The sequence below is a fragment of the Leptolyngbya sp. AN02str genome (genome assembly GCF_050565595.1).
Lineage (GTDB): Bacteria > Cyanobacteriota > Cyanobacteriia > Elainellales > Elainellaceae > Kaiparowitsia.
Genome location: NZ_JBNXVR010000030.1, coordinates 1 through 16,124 on the forward strand (window position 1 = coordinate 1; position 16,124 = coordinate 16,124).

General features: G+C 51.1%; 14 protein-coding genes and 1 pseudogene. 6 read left to right on the top strand and 9 right to left on the bottom strand.

Annotated features, from left to right (window positions below; translation table 11 throughout):
• Nucleotides 1-113, top strand: a pseudogene (locus ACQ4M4_RS19750) (IS982 family transposase); the annotation flags it as partial.
• 192 nt (nucleotides 114-305) lie between these two features.
• Here the strand turns inward: ACQ4M4_RS19750 and ACQ4M4_RS19755 are convergent.
• Both ACQ4M4_RS19755 and ACQ4M4_RS19760 read right to left on the bottom strand, forming a co-directional pair.
• Nucleotides 306-1,019, bottom strand: a complete 714-nt coding sequence (locus ACQ4M4_RS19755) for a TenA family protein (protein WP_430686175.1) — start codon at nucleotides 1,017-1,019, stop codon at nucleotides 306-308.
• A 33-nt stretch (nucleotides 1,020-1,052) separates the two neighbouring features.
• A complete protein-coding gene (locus ACQ4M4_RS19760; protein ID WP_430686176.1) occupies nucleotides 1,053-2,066 on the bottom strand; it encodes a phosphoribulokinase in 1,014 nt (337 codons plus the stop codon).
• 615 nt (nucleotides 2,067-2,681) lie between these two features.
• Between ACQ4M4_RS19760 and petH the strand changes: the two genes are divergently transcribed.
• Nucleotides 2,682-3,914 carry a ferredoxin--NADP reductase gene (gene petH / locus ACQ4M4_RS19765; protein WP_430686177.1) on the top strand — a complete coding sequence of 411 codons (1,233 nt, stop codon included), beginning with the start codon at nucleotides 2,682-2,684 and terminating at the stop codon, nucleotides 3,912-3,914.
• A gap of 231 nt (nucleotides 3,915-4,145) precedes the next feature.
• On the opposite strand, the gene glpX is transcribed toward petH, so the two are convergent.
• Together glpX and ACQ4M4_RS19775 are read right to left on the bottom strand one after the other, a co-directional pair.
• Nucleotides 4,146-5,186: a class II fructose-bisphosphatase gene (gene glpX, locus ACQ4M4_RS19770; protein ID WP_430686178.1), complete on the bottom strand. Its 1,041-nt coding sequence runs from the start codon at nucleotides 5,184-5,186 to the stop codon at nucleotides 4,146-4,148.
• Nucleotides 5,187-5,811: 625 nt separating this feature from the next.
• A complete protein-coding gene (locus tag ACQ4M4_RS19775; protein WP_430686179.1) occupies nucleotides 5,812-8,040 on the bottom strand; it encodes a SpoIIE family protein phosphatase in 2,229 nt (742 codons plus the stop codon).
• Between the two features lie 1,170 nt (nucleotides 8,041-9,210).
• Between ACQ4M4_RS19775 and ACQ4M4_RS19780 the strand changes: the two genes are divergently transcribed.
• The 4 genes from ACQ4M4_RS19780 (at nucleotide 9,211) to ACQ4M4_RS19795 (ending at nucleotide 13,047) form a co-directional block, all read left to right on the top strand.
• Entirely contained in the window at nucleotides 9,211-10,056 is an 846-nt protein-coding gene (locus ACQ4M4_RS19780; protein WP_430686180.1) for a diguanylate cyclase domain-containing protein, read from the top strand.
• 103 nt (nucleotides 10,057-10,159) lie between these two features.
• Nucleotides 10,160-10,768 carry a DUF6272 family protein gene (locus ACQ4M4_RS19785; RefSeq protein WP_430686181.1) on the top strand — a complete coding sequence of 203 codons (609 nt, stop codon included), beginning with the start codon at nucleotides 10,160-10,162 and terminating at the stop codon, nucleotides 10,766-10,768.
• Between the two features lie 81 nt (nucleotides 10,769-10,849).
• Nucleotides 10,850-11,191 carry a slr1659 superfamily regulator gene (locus ACQ4M4_RS19790; RefSeq protein WP_430686182.1) on the top strand — a complete coding sequence of 114 codons (342 nt, stop codon included), beginning with the start codon at nucleotides 10,850-10,852 and terminating at the stop codon, nucleotides 11,189-11,191.
• A gap of 44 nt (nucleotides 11,192-11,235) precedes the next feature.
• Nucleotides 11,236-13,047, top strand: coding sequence for an adenylate/guanylate cyclase domain-containing protein (locus tag ACQ4M4_RS19795; protein ID WP_430686183.1), 1,812 nt, complete (start codon nucleotides 11,236-11,238; stop codon nucleotides 13,045-13,047).
• Here ACQ4M4_RS19795 and ACQ4M4_RS19800 read toward each other — a convergent pair.
• From ACQ4M4_RS19800 to ACQ4M4_RS19820, 5 genes are all read right to left on the bottom strand, one after another.
• Entirely contained in the window at nucleotides 13,014-14,270 is a 1,257-nt protein-coding gene (locus ACQ4M4_RS19800) for an amidohydrolase family protein (protein WP_430686184.1), read from the bottom strand. The two genes, ACQ4M4_RS19795 and ACQ4M4_RS19800, sit on opposite strands and share 34 nt — an antisense overlap.
• A gap of 1 nt (nucleotide 14,271) precedes the next feature.
• Nucleotides 14,272-14,697 carry a GlcG/HbpS family heme-binding protein gene (locus ACQ4M4_RS19805; protein ID WP_430686185.1) on the bottom strand — a complete coding sequence of 142 codons (426 nt, stop codon included), beginning with the start codon at nucleotides 14,695-14,697 and terminating at the stop codon, nucleotides 14,272-14,274.
• Nucleotides 14,698-14,799: 102 nt separating this feature from the next.
• Complete coding sequence (locus ACQ4M4_RS19810; protein ID WP_430686230.1) at nucleotides 14,800-14,961, bottom strand: Uma2 family endonuclease; 162 nt, start codon at nucleotides 14,959-14,961, stop codon at nucleotides 14,800-14,802.
• Nucleotides 14,949-15,287 (bottom strand): Uma2 family endonuclease, encoded by a 339-nt coding sequence (locus ACQ4M4_RS19815; protein ID WP_430686231.1) that lies wholly within the window; start codon nucleotides 15,285-15,287, stop codon nucleotides 14,949-14,951. Before ACQ4M4_RS19815 ends, ACQ4M4_RS19810 begins: the two co-directional genes overlap by 13 nt.
• Before the next feature lie 157 nt (nucleotides 15,288-15,444).
• The gene (locus tag ACQ4M4_RS19820) at nucleotides 15,445-16,080 is read right to left on the bottom strand and encodes a DUF3318 domain-containing protein (RefSeq protein ID WP_430686186.1); all 636 of its coding nucleotides are present in this window, start codon (nucleotides 16,078-16,080) and stop codon (nucleotides 15,445-15,447) included.
• Nucleotides 16,081-16,124: the final 44 nt, after the last annotated feature.

The following is a 16,124-nucleotide window of genomic DNA, read 5'->3' on the forward strand; positions in this document are numbered from 1 at the left end:
ACCGCAGTCCGGTCAATTGCTTCGCCAACATCCTGTGTGGGCTGATTGCCTATTGCCACCAGCCGAAGAAGCCTGCTCTGAGATTAGATTGGGCTTTGTCTCCTGCGGCTTAACCATAACTGAGGTTGGAAAAAACCTCAGAAAAGCCCCTTTTTGCGTGCGTGTTGTGCAAGCAAAAAGGGGCACTTCAGCTTATCCATAATTCACGTTGGAAAAAGGAACTCAGTCCCTTCTCCACCTCAACTATCCCCAAATACGCTCACACCCCGCTAGGTTTCAAACCCAAGGGCTAACGAGCTAACTCGTTAAATGGTCCAAGCTCCTTCAAAAAAGGCCAGCTCACACTCTATGGCATAGCGGTATGTTTCCTTAACCAAAGGAGTCAGACTGGTATAGCGGTTAGCTAAGCTCTCCAATTGCTGTACCAAGGGTTCAAACTCATCGCTGCTATAGGTACGAATCCAGTCTCCATAGGCATGGTCAAACAAGCCGTCCTTCGATAATTCCACGCCCAAAAAGCGGTACAACTTCATGCAGGGTAACATAGCCGCAACCGTCACTCCTACCTCCTGGCTCCAGGCTGTCGCTGACAAAAAATCAGTGTACTGCCGAGTTGCAACTCCAGGATCAACCAATGGAAGATTAACACTCCACTGCGCTGCATAGCTTTGATGCAAATTCAGCTCTTGCAGGACGCCACCCGTCAGCTCGTATAAGACTCTAAAGCCTTCGGGGTCGGGCGTTTTTGCGGCGGCAATGCTATACGCTCGAGCAAAGGCTTCCAAAAAAAACGCATCTTGCCCAACATAGTAGGCAAACTTTGATTTGGCTAATGTTCCATTGCCAATGCCTTGAACAAATGGATGTTGCAGACAAGCGATCGCCACATCCTGATTTGCTCGCCACAATTTTTCTGCAATGTCCAAAATGGTTCCTCCCGACTCACCTGCACAACGCATCACAACACCAAACAGCAAATGCCCCAAAAAGAAATTCCCAGGCCAAACCTGGGAATTCACAAAACAAATCAACAACCTCACAAATTGCGCGTGCTAGTTCACAGCAGCCTTAGCGGCCAAAGAAGCCGACTCGCTAACTAAGCGCTCGTAAACCGCACGCATCTTCAAACCAACCAATACCTGGAAGAGTCCGCTACCATTGGCCGAACCGGGATAGTCCTTATGCTTCAACAACAGCTCGGTCATTTCCCCGTGGTACTTCGCCGAAGTATTGCTGAGGTGGCTTTCGATATAAATTAACTCTTCCAACCGATCGAACTGACCGTCTACTTCCAAAACCGACACACTGTGGTTGTAGTAAGCATCGGGGCCATAGAACAAGCGAATGCCAGGATAAGAGCAAGTCAGCTTGCGACCGCAAGGAATCCAGTCAATGGTAGAACCCTCGTCAAAGAGATAGACAGGCTCAAATCCTTCCACGCCATCCTTCTGGATCAAGCGCACCCGCAGCACTTTGCGCTCTGTGTCATCCTTAATCAAGCGAGTTGGCAGAATTTGGATAACCACATCGGCATGCTCTTTTTGAGGATCGATGTAGGCCATGAAGTCAGGACGACGGGAGTTGATTGCTGCCATTACGTCGTCGTAGGTGTGACCCCGCTCAGCCATGTCACGCTGAATCTTCCACGCAATCTTCACCTCATCATCAATGTCGAGGTAGACGCTGAAGTCGAGCAGGCTGCGCACCCGCTCGTCATACATCGGGTGCAAACCTTCAATCACAACGATGCGATTAGGATGGATCGTTTCAGGAGGATCGATCATCCCAGTTTCGTGATTGTAGATTGGCTTCTCGATGGAGTTGCCTTCCTTGAGGGCTTTGATTTGCTCGTACATCAAATCAAAGTTATTGGCTGCGGGGTTAAGCGCAGTCACGCCATGCTCTTTGCGCTGTTTGCGATCCAAAGAGTGGTAGTCATCGAGGCAGATGACCGTCATCATCTCTTCTCCAAACAGATCCGCCAGGCGACGAAGGAAGGTTGACTTTCCACATCCGGAGTCTCCTGCAACCCCGATTAGAACTACACGGTCTGGCTGACTGGTCATGATTATCCTCTAAGCTACCGAAGTTAACAACAGTTATGAATCCGCCTTACATAGCGCGGCAAAAACACAGGTTTGACTAAACGTTTGGCTTAGCCATCCTATGAAAAAGCAATCATGCAGTTATGAGCTGCAATCAGAATACAAGACATCTGATCACCCCTGCAATGATTAATAAATCTGCTGCGCACAGGCTGAAAAATTGCGCTGCAAAAAGGCACTAGGCAAATTTCCTATCAGTAGAATTTGTCTAGGTATTTAATACTATCCAATAAGCCCATCCTATCAGAGTGGTGTTCGAACTCACAAGGCATTTTGCTGCTCTGCTGGCGAAGTTCCAAATTTCACGCTAAAGATGGGGGAATGGCCTGATCTGAATCTGAAAATCCTGTGAAAATGATGCAGGGTTAACATTCTGCAATGTGAGCTGCATTTTATGGTGAAGGGACATTGGGTTAAGGATTTGCCTTGACCTTGTTTTCGACTGACTGAGGCTGACTTTGCAGTGCTACTCTATTACAAGCCGGGACAAGATTCCCAGATATTTTCTTGTGGTTTATTCCTGGGTCTCTGCCTTGTATTTTAGGTGTAGTGGTTTTAAGAGAGAATCGATTAGCAATGTACAATCCAAGCGCGGCGGGCGGTTCTGCCAACTCGTTGTCTGGTAGTCGTCTTTTTATCTATGAGGTTGAAGGACTACGCCAAAGCCAAGAAACCGACAAAATGGGTTATCCGATTCGGCGCAGCGGCAGCGTGTTTATCACGGTGCCGTATTCGCGGATGAATCAGGAAATGCAGCGAATTACCCGCATGGGTGGCAGGATTGTCAGCATCCGGCCGGCAACTGCGGATGGAATTTCGGGAGCAAGCGAAGTCGCAAACGGCAAAGTCGCCTCAGTCTCTGAATCTCAGTCCACAACTTCAGAGAAAAAGAGCAAGCCCATGACTCAGTCAAAAGAGAAGGCAAAGTCAGATATTCCGGTCAATCTTTATCGACCTAATGCTCCATTTGTGGGTAAGTGCATCTCAAATGAGAAGTTGGTTGGGGAAGACGGGATTGGAATCGTTAACCATATTACGTTTGATCTTTCGGGTGGTGACTTGCGCTATCTCGAAGGTCAGAGTATTGGAATCATTCCCGAGGGGATGGATGCAAAAGGCAAGCCTCACAAATTGCGTCTATATTCAATCGCGTCGACTCGCCATGGCGATAAGCTAGACGATAAGACGGTGTCGTTGTGTGTGCGCCAACTGGAATATAAACATCCTGAATCGGGTGAGCAAGTGTTTGGTGTGTGTTCTACCTACCTGTGCAACTTGGAGCCCGGTGCAGATGTGAAAATCACTGGCCCGGTTGGCAAGGAAATGCTGTTGCCGGACGATCCAGAAGCAAACATTATTATGATGGCTACTGGAACAGGGATTGCTCCATTCCGTGCGTTTTTGTGGCGCATGTTCAAGGATGAAGAGCGGGCAATCAATGACTATGAGTTCAAGGGTTTGGCCTGGCTCATCTTCGGCATTCCTGTTACGCCCAACATTCTGTACAAGGAAGAGTTGGAAGCGATGCAGGGCAAGTATTCTGACAACTTCCGCTTAACTTATGCGATTAGCCGTGAGCAGCAGAATGCTGAGGGTGGTCGGATGTATATTCAGCACCGGGTTGCTGAGCATGCCGATGAGCTGTGGAACCTGGTGAAGCAGGAGAAAACCCACGTTTACATCTGCGGTTTGAAGGGGATGGAAGACGGCATTGATGCGGCAATGGCGGCGGCAGCTGGCAAGGAAGGGGTTGTGTGGAAGGATTACCAGCGTACGATTAAGGAACGCTGGCATGTAGAAACCTACTAGATTTTAATTTCTTATTCCCAATTATCCTTTTCAATTTTGTGGTCTTCTCTTTGATGGGGAGGCCACGTTTTGTTTTGCATGGATGGAGACTTGGGGTTTGTATGGTGCGATCGCTTCATGTCATGCTTGTTTGGGGCTCTTGGATGGTGTGATTTTGGGAGTAGGAGACAGGAAAAAAGCCCAGAGCTTCAATTGAAGCTCTGGGCTTTGGAAATTGACTGAGGTGGAATCTTACTTCAGCTGTAAAGACTTGGGCTGGTCAACCATGTGGATGGTATCGACGAACCGAACCGTCTTGGACTGAGTGGAGATAACCAAGCTTTGAGTACGAGCGCCACCACCAAAGAAGCGTACGCCTTCCATCAACACGCCGGGGGTAATGCCGCAAGCTGCAAACAGCACGGTTTTGCCCGATGCGAGTTCTTCGGTTTCGTAGACTTTGTCTGGATCGGTGATGCCCATTTCGCTGAGACGAGCCAGATTACCCTCTTTGGTCATGTTGGCCCATTCTTTGGTTTTGACCACAGCGGGGTCGTACACCAGTTGACCCTGGAAGTGGCCGCCTAGGCACTTCATGGCGGCGGCGGAAATCACTCCTTCAGGTGCTGCCCCAATACCCATGAGGGCGTGGGTATTGGTACCGGAGAAGGCGCAGGAGATGGCTGCCGACACGTCACCATCGGTAATGAGGCGCACCCGAGCGCCCACCTCACGAATTTCTTTGATGAGGTCATCGTGGCGATCGCGCTTCATGACCACAACCACCAACTCATCCATGGCGCGATCGAGGCACTCGGCCAGGATCTTGAGGTTTTCGGTTGCGCTCTTGCGGATGTCAACTTTTCCTTTGGCGGCAGCAGGAGCAGCCAGCTTTTTCATGTAAAAGTCGGGTGCGTTGAACAGGCCACCTTTTTCGGAAATGGCCAGCACTGCCATGGAACCCGGCTGTCCATAAGCGCAGAGATTGGTCCCTTCGCAGGGGTCAACCGCAATGTCAATTTCGATGAGTTCGTCGGGGTTGCAGAAGCTTTTGGCATCAGGCAGGGTGCAAATGCCCACCTCTTCACCGATGTAAAGCATGGGTGCATCGTCACGCTCGCCTTCACCGATTACGATACGACCACGCATGTGAATTTTGTTCATGCGCTCACGCATGGCTTCCACTGCTACACGGTCGGCTTCGTTTTTATCGCCTTTTCCCATCAAGCGGGCAGAAGCGATCGCCGCTTGCTCAACCACCTCAATAATTTCTAAGCCAAGAGTCGATTCCACCTGAGAAGCCCTCCAACTGCTGGTTTTGCGTCATTCTACGGACTGAGTCCCAGTCTCAAAGTTTATCAGAATTGGGGGATCGAATACGCATTCCTAGAGCGCTCTCAGCTGTATTTGCCTATTAGACCACTCGGTTTCATGGCAGGTTCAAACGCTGAAACCCTTTCCCAACCCCAGAATTCCCCCTTTTGCTCCTAGGTAAAATTTCCTATTAAAAAAATCCTATTTGCCTAATTTGCGACTTAATCAAACGTCAGTTTCGGTTAAGGGCTTTTCTGAGGTTTTCGCGGCGCGAAAACCTCAGAAAAGCCCATTTTTGCGTGCGCAACGCGCACGCAAAAATGGGCACTTCAGCTTATCCAAAATTCAGGTTAATCAACGTTCGGCCTGGATCAGCCGAAGCCCTCAGGGTTGCGTGCGCATTTCACACGCAATCTGGACTTTTCTTTGAGAGTTGCGCCCTGGGCACTCCTCAGAAAAGCCATGAAGCATAATGTCAATCCGGTGGGTGTAGCCGTGTGGATCAGGATCAGAGGTTGGGGCCGGCGAGCCCGACCAGTTCATCTTGTACCGTCGGGGCATGAGTAGAATTGGTCGCGGGCCGATATTGGAAGAGACTAACGTTTTAAATCTGTTGTGTCGGCTCGGTTCTCTCTCCCTTAAGGTCGTACCTCATGGATTCTTCGTGGCCCTGTTTCAGCACAATCAGGGTTAAATCATCTCGGATGGGTTGGTGATGGGTGTGCGATCGCACGTCGTGAATCACGGCATCAATCACCTCTTTGGCGGGCTGGTGCCAGTGATGCTGAATCACATTGATGAGGCGATCGAGACCATACAATTTGCGATCGCATCCTTCGGCTTCGGTAATGCCATCGGTGTACAGTACGGCCCCATCTCCCGGATAGAGCATGACATGAGTCTGGGCTATCCATTCAGAAATGTTGGGAGTAATGCCCAATGGATATCCCAAATCGACTGTATCAATGCGCTCAACAGTGCCATTGGCCCGCACAATGAGAACTTCTTCATGCTGACCGCAGATGGATAGCTTGCCTCGCTCTAGCGTCACAATCGCAAAGGTCAGATTTTTGCCCGGGCTGAGCCGTTGGGTATTTTCATACACCATTTGGTTCAGAGCATTGAGGAACTGTACCGGATGCAGGTTGGCTTCGGCGAGGAGCGCCCGCACGGCGGACTGCACCATGATCATGAGCACGCTACTTTCCAGGCCGTGGCCTGTCACATCGCCAATGCCAACAATTGTGCGATCGCCACTGTGAATAATGTCGTAGTAGTCGCCCCCCATTTCCGTGGCGGGTTCCATAAAGCCTGCAATATCTAGCCCTGGAATATTGCCCAACTCCTGCGATCGCGGCAGCATAAGCTGCTGCATGTGGTGAGCAACATCCAACTCGGTGCTCATGCGTAAATTGTCGGCCTTGAGTTGTTGGTTGAGCTTGGTAATTTTGTCGTTTGCCTCTTTGAGCTGATGGGTGCGCTGCTCTACTCGGTTTTCTAGCTCAACATTGGCGGCCTCTAGCTCGGCAAATGAGTCTTGAAGCTGGGTTGCCATTTGGTTAAACGACTGTGAGAGGGCCTCTAGCTCAGTAATCCCTTGTATAGAAACTGGTTGAACAAGCCGACCCTGAGTAAACCGTTCGCGGGCGGCATCCGCAACTGACTGGGCCGCCTCATTGAGCTTTAGAACCGGGTTCGAAATCCAACGAGCCGTCAAGATTCCAACGAGGGTAGCAAGTGTCAAGGCTGCAATACTGAGCAAGGCGGTATTGCGATTTTGGGCATGAATTTCGCTCATAAAATCCGCTTCGGGCACCACCATCACAATCAGCCAATCGAGCCCGCGCGTGTCTTGAAACGGCGTGATTTGCACAAATTGACGATCGTCTGAAATGTTGAGCGGGGTGTAGTCCTTGAGCGTAAAGCTAAGCTGACGGGCCGAGTCAATGTGGGCTAAGTTGCCAAACCACTGTGCCAAAAACTGCCCAGTTGCCCGCACCAAGCCATTGTTGCTTTCGGTCATCTTTAACCGCTGCACATCTTCTCCATCGCCCACGAGCAAATCTTCTTCAATTGAGGTAGAACTGGCTACCAGTGTGCCGTCTCGCTCAATGATAAAGACTTCTCCAGATTGGCCAATTTGCAAGCTACTCAAAAAGGTATCGAGCTCAACCGAGAGCAGAAAATCCGTCGCGCATACCCCGAGTAGTCGTCCGTTTGGGGCATAGGCTGGCTGGCTGGCGGTAATGACCGGAACCAGGGCATCAAAATCCAGATAAATTTGGCTCCAGGTGGGCTGGCCGCTGGTTTTGGCGGCCTGATACCAGGGACGCACTCGGGGATCGTACGGGCGATCGCCTACACGGTCCAGGGCTCCTGGTTTTCCTTGCCTATCCAACGGGTGGTAATGAAACCGAGCGTTTGTGTCTGGGTTGCTAAATTGCACCTCCAGCATGCGTATATCCCGGTCGTTGCCTCGCCCTACGCCTAAAAACGCTCCATCTGATTCGCGGCCGCAATACACCAGGTTGGTGGTGGCAAACGTACTTGCTTGCTGCCAAAGAATGGTGGAATCTTCAATTTGGGTGACGTTAATGTTGCCCTGGGTGAATGAGTTCGTGACAACCTGGTTAATGAGAAACGGTACGCTCATGTAGTTGGTGAGCTGTTGCTCAACCCGAGCGGTAACCTCGTCGCGGAGCTGAGATGCCAAGTTGTTGACGGCTCGTTGCCCATTGCGGTATGCCAGGTAACTGACCAAGCCAACGGTTCCCAACAGCTGAAGCACAAACGGAACAACTAGCAGCAAACGTAACGGCACTTGCTGGGGCATACACTTGGGTCAAAAATGAGGGGTGGAATGGGAGATGGTGGCTTATGTTTGACGATTGTGGGAGGGATAGAATGCACAATTCAATTGATGCACAATCCGGTAAATGCGCAATTAGGAAAGGCTGAAAGCTACACAATCTCCCTGTCATTATACGGAGAAGACTGACGAAAAGGTGTTCTTGCTCTATCTGGATGAATCGGTTTTGGTTTTGATATAGGAAATTGCGGATTTCATCGATCAGTTTGATAACGATTGACTCAGATTGAAAGTACGGACTGATGGATAGGAGCTTCGGTATGGATGAATGGCGCGATCGCAAGATTTGGTGACAGGCTTAAGAAAAAAATTTGATTTTGAAAACCCTATTGTTCCGGATGACGATCGCCTGGGTAAGTATACAGATAAATACTGAATTTACTGCAGGAAAGGATACTCCTCGCTATCATATTTAGGGAAAGAGTTCGTTTGGTGGCGATCGCATGCATCGCTACGAATGGTGTGCTGAATTGACCTTGTTAGATAGGGGTCAAATGGTATAGTGCGGCTCTTTTATAGAGCTAGGGCGATCGCTAGATTGATTGATCAACAATGTGGATTGAATGAAGCCAATCCGGTAATTTGCTGATTGAAAATCGATTTTTTGCGGAAGAATGATGATCATGAATTCCATCAGCCTTTCTTTCGCACAAGGGTTCAACTAGGTCAGAATAGTTGGACTGTGATTGGGTCAGGTGGATTGCTCTTGACCTTTAAATACGAGAGTATGCCTCCCTTTCAAAAGGCTGAATCCTGAATCTTTGCACTAAATACGAGCGAAAAACCTCAAGCTGATGGGTGCGATCGCGCACGAATTTCTATATTTTTTATATCTTGAGATGGCGCGATAACTTGTTTGATATAGGGTGGTTTAATTTAGGTTTTATGGCATAACTGTGATCAACACTACGGGCTGGACTCTCGAAGGTTGATTCACTAAATTTATGGGTACTTCTTAAAAAGTAATGATGTTGAGAGACGTAAGTTTTATCCGCTCTGCCCAACAGCGTTACCGAAATTACCGAACTACCCCAACCCATTTATGAATGTCTGATTTCAAGAATTTGGAACAAGCGGGGTGGATCTAGTAGTGGAACCTTTTGTGCTAGCAGTATTGTGCAGAAATGAACAGTTATGTCCGAACAGTTTCACTCTGGGGTGCAAGTGAATTACTTGTTGGCTGAGGTAGAGCGTTTGCAACGAGAGATTGCGCAGTTACAGCGCTCCAATCAAGATTTGCAGATGGCGCTTGTGACGACGGCAGAGCATGGCGATGTTGTCGAAGCGCAACTCCAAGAAACCAATGAACGGCTGCATGCCGAGGTGTTGGAACGCAAGCGTGCAGAAGCAGCTTTGGAGGCGATTGTACGCGTGATTTCGCGACAAAAGGATGATTTAGAAATCATTTTGCATACGATTACTGAGCATGGAGACGTGCTAGATGCGCAATGGCTAGAGAAGGTGAATCAGGCCAATTTGCTGGCTACCTCGGATGGATTGACTCATATTGCGAATCGGCGACGGTTTGATGATTATCTGCGGCAGCAGTGGCAACACCTAGCCCGAGAGCGATCGCCCCTCTCGGTTTTGCTGTGTGATATCGATTACTTCAAGCAATACAATGACACCTATGGTCACTTACAAGGCGATGACTGTCTGCGAGAGGTGGCACGGGTGCTGAACCAGTCTGTTCGGCGGCCTAGCGATTTGGTGGCCCGCTACGGTGGCGAAGAGTTTGCCATCATTTTGCCCAACACTCCTTTGGATGGGGCAAGAACGATTGCCCAGGATGTTTTGAAGGCAGTGGCCAACTTGCATATTCCTCACGGGCGATCGCCCATTAGCCCTGTACTTACCATTAGCATTGGGTTGGCGTGTCAAATGCCAGATCTCACGCGATCGCCCAACACCATTCTCGAGATAGCCGATCGCTTGCTCTACCAAGCCAAGTTGCGAGGCCGCAATCAGATTGCCGATTAGGGGTACTCTAACGGGTGGGCGTACAGCGTCTTGAAACCACTTGGATCGACGTTGTCTCAAACCCATTGCGTTCCCAGTCCAACCGCTTGCACGATTCATGCCCATGCCAACCAACCAGCCTATGCGCTCCAACCACACCATTCGGGTTTATGGAGAAACACCCCATATTATTCCTGAGAGCAATGAATATTTAACCTTGCATTTTTCGCCATCGTCGTCCCCTCGCAAACAGCGGTGGAATAACTATGGTCTATCGGCTGATTTTTTGGGTGACTATTTTGCGGCCTTTTTTCCAGGCGATGAACTGCCCGATAGCAAAATTAACCGTCGAGATACGGTCAAAGCAGCGGTAAGCTTTATTGCGAACGAACTGCTGGAAAATGCGGTGAAATATAACGATGATTCGATCAATCATCCCATTAGTATTTCGCTGCACTTATATCAGCAGCGGTTGATCTTTCAGTCCATTAATCATGCCACCACAGCCTCGGCTGAACGCTACCAACAGTTTGTACAACAGCTCGTCAATGCTGAAATTGATGAATTGTATACTCAGCAGTTGGAAAAAACAGCAATGGGCACCGGCGATTCGTCGATGGGGTTGCTGACCATGATTTATGATTATTCTGCCAAGTTTGGCTGGCAGTTTGAGCCAATCAGCGAAGCTCCCGAAGTGTATAAGGTGAGTGTGCTTGTCCATTTAGACGTTTAGCCTGAAGCGTTTGGATTGTAGCGCTTTAGGAATGTAGAAGATGAATGCAGTAAGCCCCGCAAGTGGCAGGATTTTGGAAGCATGAAGATTGGGACGGATGATTATCAAATTTGGCATGAGCCCGAAAACTCGACGGTTTGGTTTCGCGGTTTTTTGCGCTTGGATGGGATGGCTGAGTATCAACCTGTGATGGAGTTGCTATTGGATGCGGCGGCTCAAGCTTCTACTCTTACCCTAAATTTACGAGAGCTAGAATTTTTGAATAGCTCGGGTATTAGTATGTTGTCTATGTTTGTGGTTAAGGTACGAGAGCAAGGAGATTTGCAGCTCATCTTGCAAGGGTCGGAGCAAGTCCTGTGGCAGACAAAATCTTTGAAAAATTTACAACGTTTAATGCCCAGCCTCACGCTAGAGTTTGCATAGATGGAGTGTGCATTCTAAATAGGGTGCATCCGTAAAGCATGGCAATGGCAAATGAGACAAGCGATCGCGATCGCCAGCTGACTGCAGAAGTTGAACGCCTCCAGCGCGAGGTGCAAGAGTGTCGGCAGATCATTAGTGATCTGCAAATTGCCTTAACCACCACAGCCGAGCATGGCGACGTGATGGAGGAGCAACTCCATCAAGCAAACCAAAAGCTGCGTGCCGAGATTTCAGAACGCCAAATGGCCCAAGCCACGCTTCAAAACATTTTGGAAACGGTGTCGCGAGATAAGGCCGATCTTGAGCTGATTTTGAAGGCAACGGCAGAACATGGCGATACGGTGGAATACCAGCTCTACACCCAGGCGGTGGAAACCATGCGCCAAAGTGAGGAGCTGTTTCGCGCAATTTCCGAATCTACGTCCATTCTCATGATCTTGACGCAGCAGCCAAATGGGGCGATCGCCTATGCAAACTCGGCCTCAGGATCTTTTTTGGGGATCGAGATTCCGGTGCTTGTGGGGCAACCATTGTGTAACTTTTTTGCAGAGCCTGCGGATTATCAATACATTCAGCAGCAGGTGCAGCAGCAAGGCTTTGTCCATAATTACGAAATGCAAGTGAAACGCAGCAACGGTCAACCGTTTTGGGTGTCGGCTTCGGTGCATCCCTTGCAGTTTGGTGGGCAGAGTACCCTGCTCACGACCTTGTATGACATTAGCGATCGCAAAGCTGCCGAATCGGCCCTGCGAGAGTCGGAAGAAAAGTTGCGCCAGCAAGCGTTAGAGCTAGAGCAGCGGGTCGAGCAACGCACCGCCGAGCTGCGCAAAGCCGAAGAAAAATACCGCAGCATTTTTGAAAATGCGGCCGAAGGCATCTTTCAAGTAACAGAGGCCGGACAGTACCTGAGTGTGAATCCGGCCCTTGCGAAGCTGTATGGCTACGAGTCGCCCGAAGCGCTAATGCAGGGCCTTACCAGCGTGAAGCAGCAGCTCTATGTGCAGCCGCGCCGCTGGGAAGAACTGATGGCGTACCTGAAGGGCTTTCCCGAGGTGGAAGGATTTGAATCTCAGGTGCGACGTAAAGACGGCACGATGATTTGGATCTCGGAAAATGTGCGGGTGGTGAGGGATGAGGCAGGTCAACTGCTGTGCTACGAAGGTAGCGTGCGCGACATTACCGATCGCAAAACAACCGAAGCCGAACTGCGCTTACAGCGGTTGCGCTCTGAGCGGTTGTTGCTGAATGTGTTGCCTCAGGCGATCGCCGAACGCCTGAAACGGGGCGAAAAAACGATTGCCGATCGCTTTACCAATGCCACAGTGCTGTTTGCCGATATTGCAAACTTCACGCACCTTTCAGCCCAAATTCCTGCAACGGAATTAATTGGCCTGCTGAATAATGTATTTTCGGCCTTTGATGAACTGGCCGATCAATACGGGCTAGAGAAAATTAAAACCATTGGCGATGCCTACATGGTGGTGGGGGGCGTGCCCAATCCCATGCCTGACCACACCGAGGCGATCGCCAACATGGCGTTGGATTTGCAGCAAACGGTCTCTCAATATTTTTTGCAAGACGGTCAACCGATTTTGCTGCGGATGGGCATTCATACGGGGCCGGTGATTGCGGGGGTGATTGGCACGCGCAAGTTTAATTACGACCTGTGGGGCAATACGGTCAACGTGGCCAGCCGGATGGAGGCCCAGGGCGAACCAGGGCGCATCCAAGTAACTGAGGCCGTATACGAACGCCTGAAATCGCAGTATGAGTTTGAAGCTCGGGGCGCGATTGATATTCGGGGTAAGGGCGTAATGTACACCTATTGGCTGACGGGGCACAAAGCCGAAGCGTAGGCGATCGCGCGCCGCAATTCATCCACCCGAGTGTGTTGTAACTTGCCTTGCTTAAAGACGGCCAAGCGGTTGGCTTGATACAAAATGGCTTCGGGGATGGTGGTGGCATCCAGCACGACCAGATCGGCCTGACAGCCGGGCTCCAAGCCATAGTTAGCTCGGCGCATCATGCGCGCAGGATGGGTGGTGATGGTGTGCCAAAGCTGGTTGAGCTGACGATCGCCCGTAAAGCCCGTAATTTGGGCAAGCAACAGCAGCGCCGCCAGCGGATCGGCCTTGCCATGCCGCACAAAGGGATCGCGCAGGTTATCCGTGGCGCAGACGACATTGACGCCCGCTTCGAGTAACGCGACAACGCGAGTTAACTTCATGCGGGTGGGCAATACCGTGACGCTGATGCCAGCCTGCTTGACAAGGGCGATCGCGGCATCCGCATCCGTATCCGAGACATGCGCCAATGAGGCAATGTGGCCAACATTGACTCGGCCTTGCCATCCTGCCTCAATCGTTTTTTGGGCTAGATACGGCAGCGTAAATGCCTCTGGCCCATCCCAGTTGTCGAGATGCACGTCAATATCGCAGTCGTATTGCTGCGCCAGACTCAACAACTCATCCACCTGCGCCTCAGGGCTGGATGGCCACAGCCCTTGGTTAATGTTGCCGCCGATGACCTCCACACCTTTTTGCAAGGCTTGCTCGATGTAGGGTGCAACCCCCAGTTCCAGGCTATTTTCAGTTTTGAACCAGCCTTCTTGGGGAAAGGCAATGAGCTGGAGTTCGATGCGATCGCGCATGTGTTGCTGAACCTGCTGCAATGCCTCGATAGCCCGCAGTTCCAGGAAGGGATCGGCCTCTACATTCGTGCGGACAACCGTCGTGCCTGCGGTCAGACTCCAGTGCAAAGCCTCGGTTGCTCGTTGGATGAGGTCTTCGGTGGTGAAGCCTTGCTTGAGCGTGCGAATGGTTTGGATCGCTGTGGCCAAGCTACCATCGGCAAACACATCTCCAGCGCGATCGGCAGTCAACGCCTTGTCAAGGTGGGTGTGTGCGTCGATAAAGCCAGGAACCACCAGCCGACCGCCCACATCCCAAACATGCTCGGCCTCCAGGCAATCGCCTTCCTGAAGGGTGGCGATCGCCCCGTTGGCTAGACCAATGCACCACCGTCCTGGGCGATCTGGTAGTGTTGTGTTGGTGAGTGCCCAGTCTAAACCTGATGTCATATCAAGCTCCTGCGGCGATCGCAGCGTGCAGGGCCGCGATCCCGGCTTGGCCGACTTCTACATCCTGTGCGCCAGTTCCAGAACCCACACCGATCGCACCCACGATCTGATCCCCAATGGTAATGGGCAGTCCTCCCTTGAGGTTCGTTAGTTTGCCATCGGTGGCAAAGGCCAAGCGGGCTTCCACATCGGCATCTACGCCGCCCGTTGGCACGCGAGACGAAGCTGCGGTCACGGCTTTGTTAGTGGCTGAAAGCTGGCTCAGTACCTTGGCACCATCCATCCGCACAAAGGCCAACAAATTGCCGCCCGTATCTACAATGGCAATGCACTGGGGCACGCCCATTTCTTCGGCTTTGGCGATCGCCCCCTGTAGCACCACCATGGCTCCGGCGTGGGTGAGTTCTTGCGTAGCTCGTGTGTACATGCGCTCAGGCTCCAAACATCAAGTCTCAAACAGACACCAGATTACAGCGATTTTCTGCTGGTTGAAACCTAAATGCTGGGATCATCCAAGTTGGTTGGCGATTCAGTTCGCTTGCCACAGCCACCCAAGGCGCAGCTCAAACCCAGGCAGGACGGATTCACCTGAGAGCTGCTCTGGAGCTTGCAGCACGTCTACCGTTTGGCTTGGGCGGTAAATTTCGACCCGATGGGCGTCTGGATGGATGAGCCAGCCTAGCCGAACGATTCCTGCATTTTGGCGCGAATGAGGGTGATGTTGTCTGAGGGGGAAGCAAGCTCTAGGACAAAATCAGGGCAGATCGGTGGAAATCGCCGCCGCTCATCCGCCGATAGGGCTTCCCATCGAGATCTCTCTATCCAGGCCACATCGGGCGATCGTGTGCCTCCACCCGGTAACCGAAAGCACGTCGAGGAATCAAACACAGCGCCTAAGTTCGTGCCTTCGTTCCAGATCACAACATCAGCGGTAATTTCTGCGTTACATCGACTAGTTTCCCCATCCGAGAGGGATAAAACGACTAACTCTCCGGCTGCACTCTGCTCCAGCTTTATCTCTGGATTTTACTCACACAAATGCTCGAACCGCTCATTGGTGAGTTCGATTACCGGGCTAAGGTCAATGGAGCGAAGATAGGAATAAGACAAACCGCCATTCGCGGAGTGTTCCAACGAAAGGCGGCTGTAAAACTTAAGAAACCTTCAAGCTAAATTAAGCGGGAGCGCCTTTTGCGCGAGCTTTGGCTTTGGCGGCACTCTTCTTGAGTGCATCCAAGCGGGATTCGTAGCGCTTGCGCTGGTTCTTTTTGGGAGATTGCTCGATCAAGACTTTGAGAGCACTGCCCAGGCTCTTGTAGGCATTGGGCAGGGTGTAGCCAAAACGGGTGGCCAGGGCGATCGCCTTCTCATCGGCTTCGATCGCTTCTTTCAGGGTTTTCTCGCCGTTGTTCTTTTTAAAGATGCGCCAGCCAGATACACCGCACAGGGCCAGGGCTAACAGCAACAGCAGACCATCCTGTACCCACAGTTCACCAACGGCACCACCCAAACCGATGGCCAGTGCAGCCATTTCCCAGCCATCTCGGGGAATGGTGTCGTTTTGGATGCGGGCAATTTCGTGCCAGAACAGCAGATTCCGCTGGTCGAGGGCTAGCGCTTCCCACTTCACCAGATCCACCATCACCTCAACCTGATCTTTGCCGATCTCTTCGCAAGTGATGATAGGAGGATTCGCTGAAGTTGCTGCCTCAATGGTGACCCAGCTTCGTAGCTCGGGTGGCAGCAGTGACTTAAGTCTCCGCAGTTCGCTCAAATCGGCTCGGGCAGAAGAAGTGGCGTAGGAAGTCATAGTCGGTATTTAGCCTGGCGCGGCTACTACAGAGGTAATCTAAG

Excerpts from the sequence above, each read along its gene's own strand:
- ACQ4M4_RS19760 (WP_430686176.1), bottom strand. The coding sequence starts at position 2,066 with ATGACCAGTCAGCCAGACCGTGTAGTTCTAATCGGGGTTGCAGGAGAC.
- petH (WP_430686177.1), top strand. The coding sequence starts at position 2,682 with ATGTACAATCCAAGCGCGGCGGGCGGTTCTGCCAACTCGTTGTCTGGT.
- ACQ4M4_RS19775 (WP_430686179.1), bottom strand. The coding sequence starts at position 8,040 with ATGCCCCAGCAAGTGCCGTTACGTTTGCTGCTAGTTGTTCCGTTTGTG.
- ACQ4M4_RS19780 (WP_430686180.1), top strand. The coding sequence starts at position 9,211 with ATGTCCGAACAGTTTCACTCTGGGGTGCAAGTGAATTACTTGTTGGCT.
- ACQ4M4_RS19785 (WP_430686181.1), top strand. The coding sequence starts at position 10,160 with ATGCCAACCAACCAGCCTATGCGCTCCAACCACACCATTCGGGTTTAT.
- ACQ4M4_RS19790 (WP_430686182.1), top strand. The coding sequence starts at position 10,850 with ATGAAGATTGGGACGGATGATTATCAAATTTGGCATGAGCCCGAAAAC.
- ACQ4M4_RS19795 (WP_430686183.1), top strand. The coding sequence starts at position 11,236 with ATGGCAAATGAGACAAGCGATCGCGATCGCCAGCTGACTGCAGAAGTT.
- ACQ4M4_RS19800 (WP_430686184.1), bottom strand. The coding sequence starts at position 14,270 with ATGACATCAGGTTTAGACTGGGCACTCACCAACACAACACTACCAGAT.
- ACQ4M4_RS19805 (WP_430686185.1), bottom strand. The coding sequence starts at position 14,697 with ATGTACACACGAGCTACGCAAGAACTCACCCACGCCGGAGCCATGGTG.
- ACQ4M4_RS19820 (WP_430686186.1), bottom strand. The coding sequence starts at position 16,080 with ATGACTTCCTACGCCACTTCTTCTGCCCGAGCCGATTTGAGCGAACTG.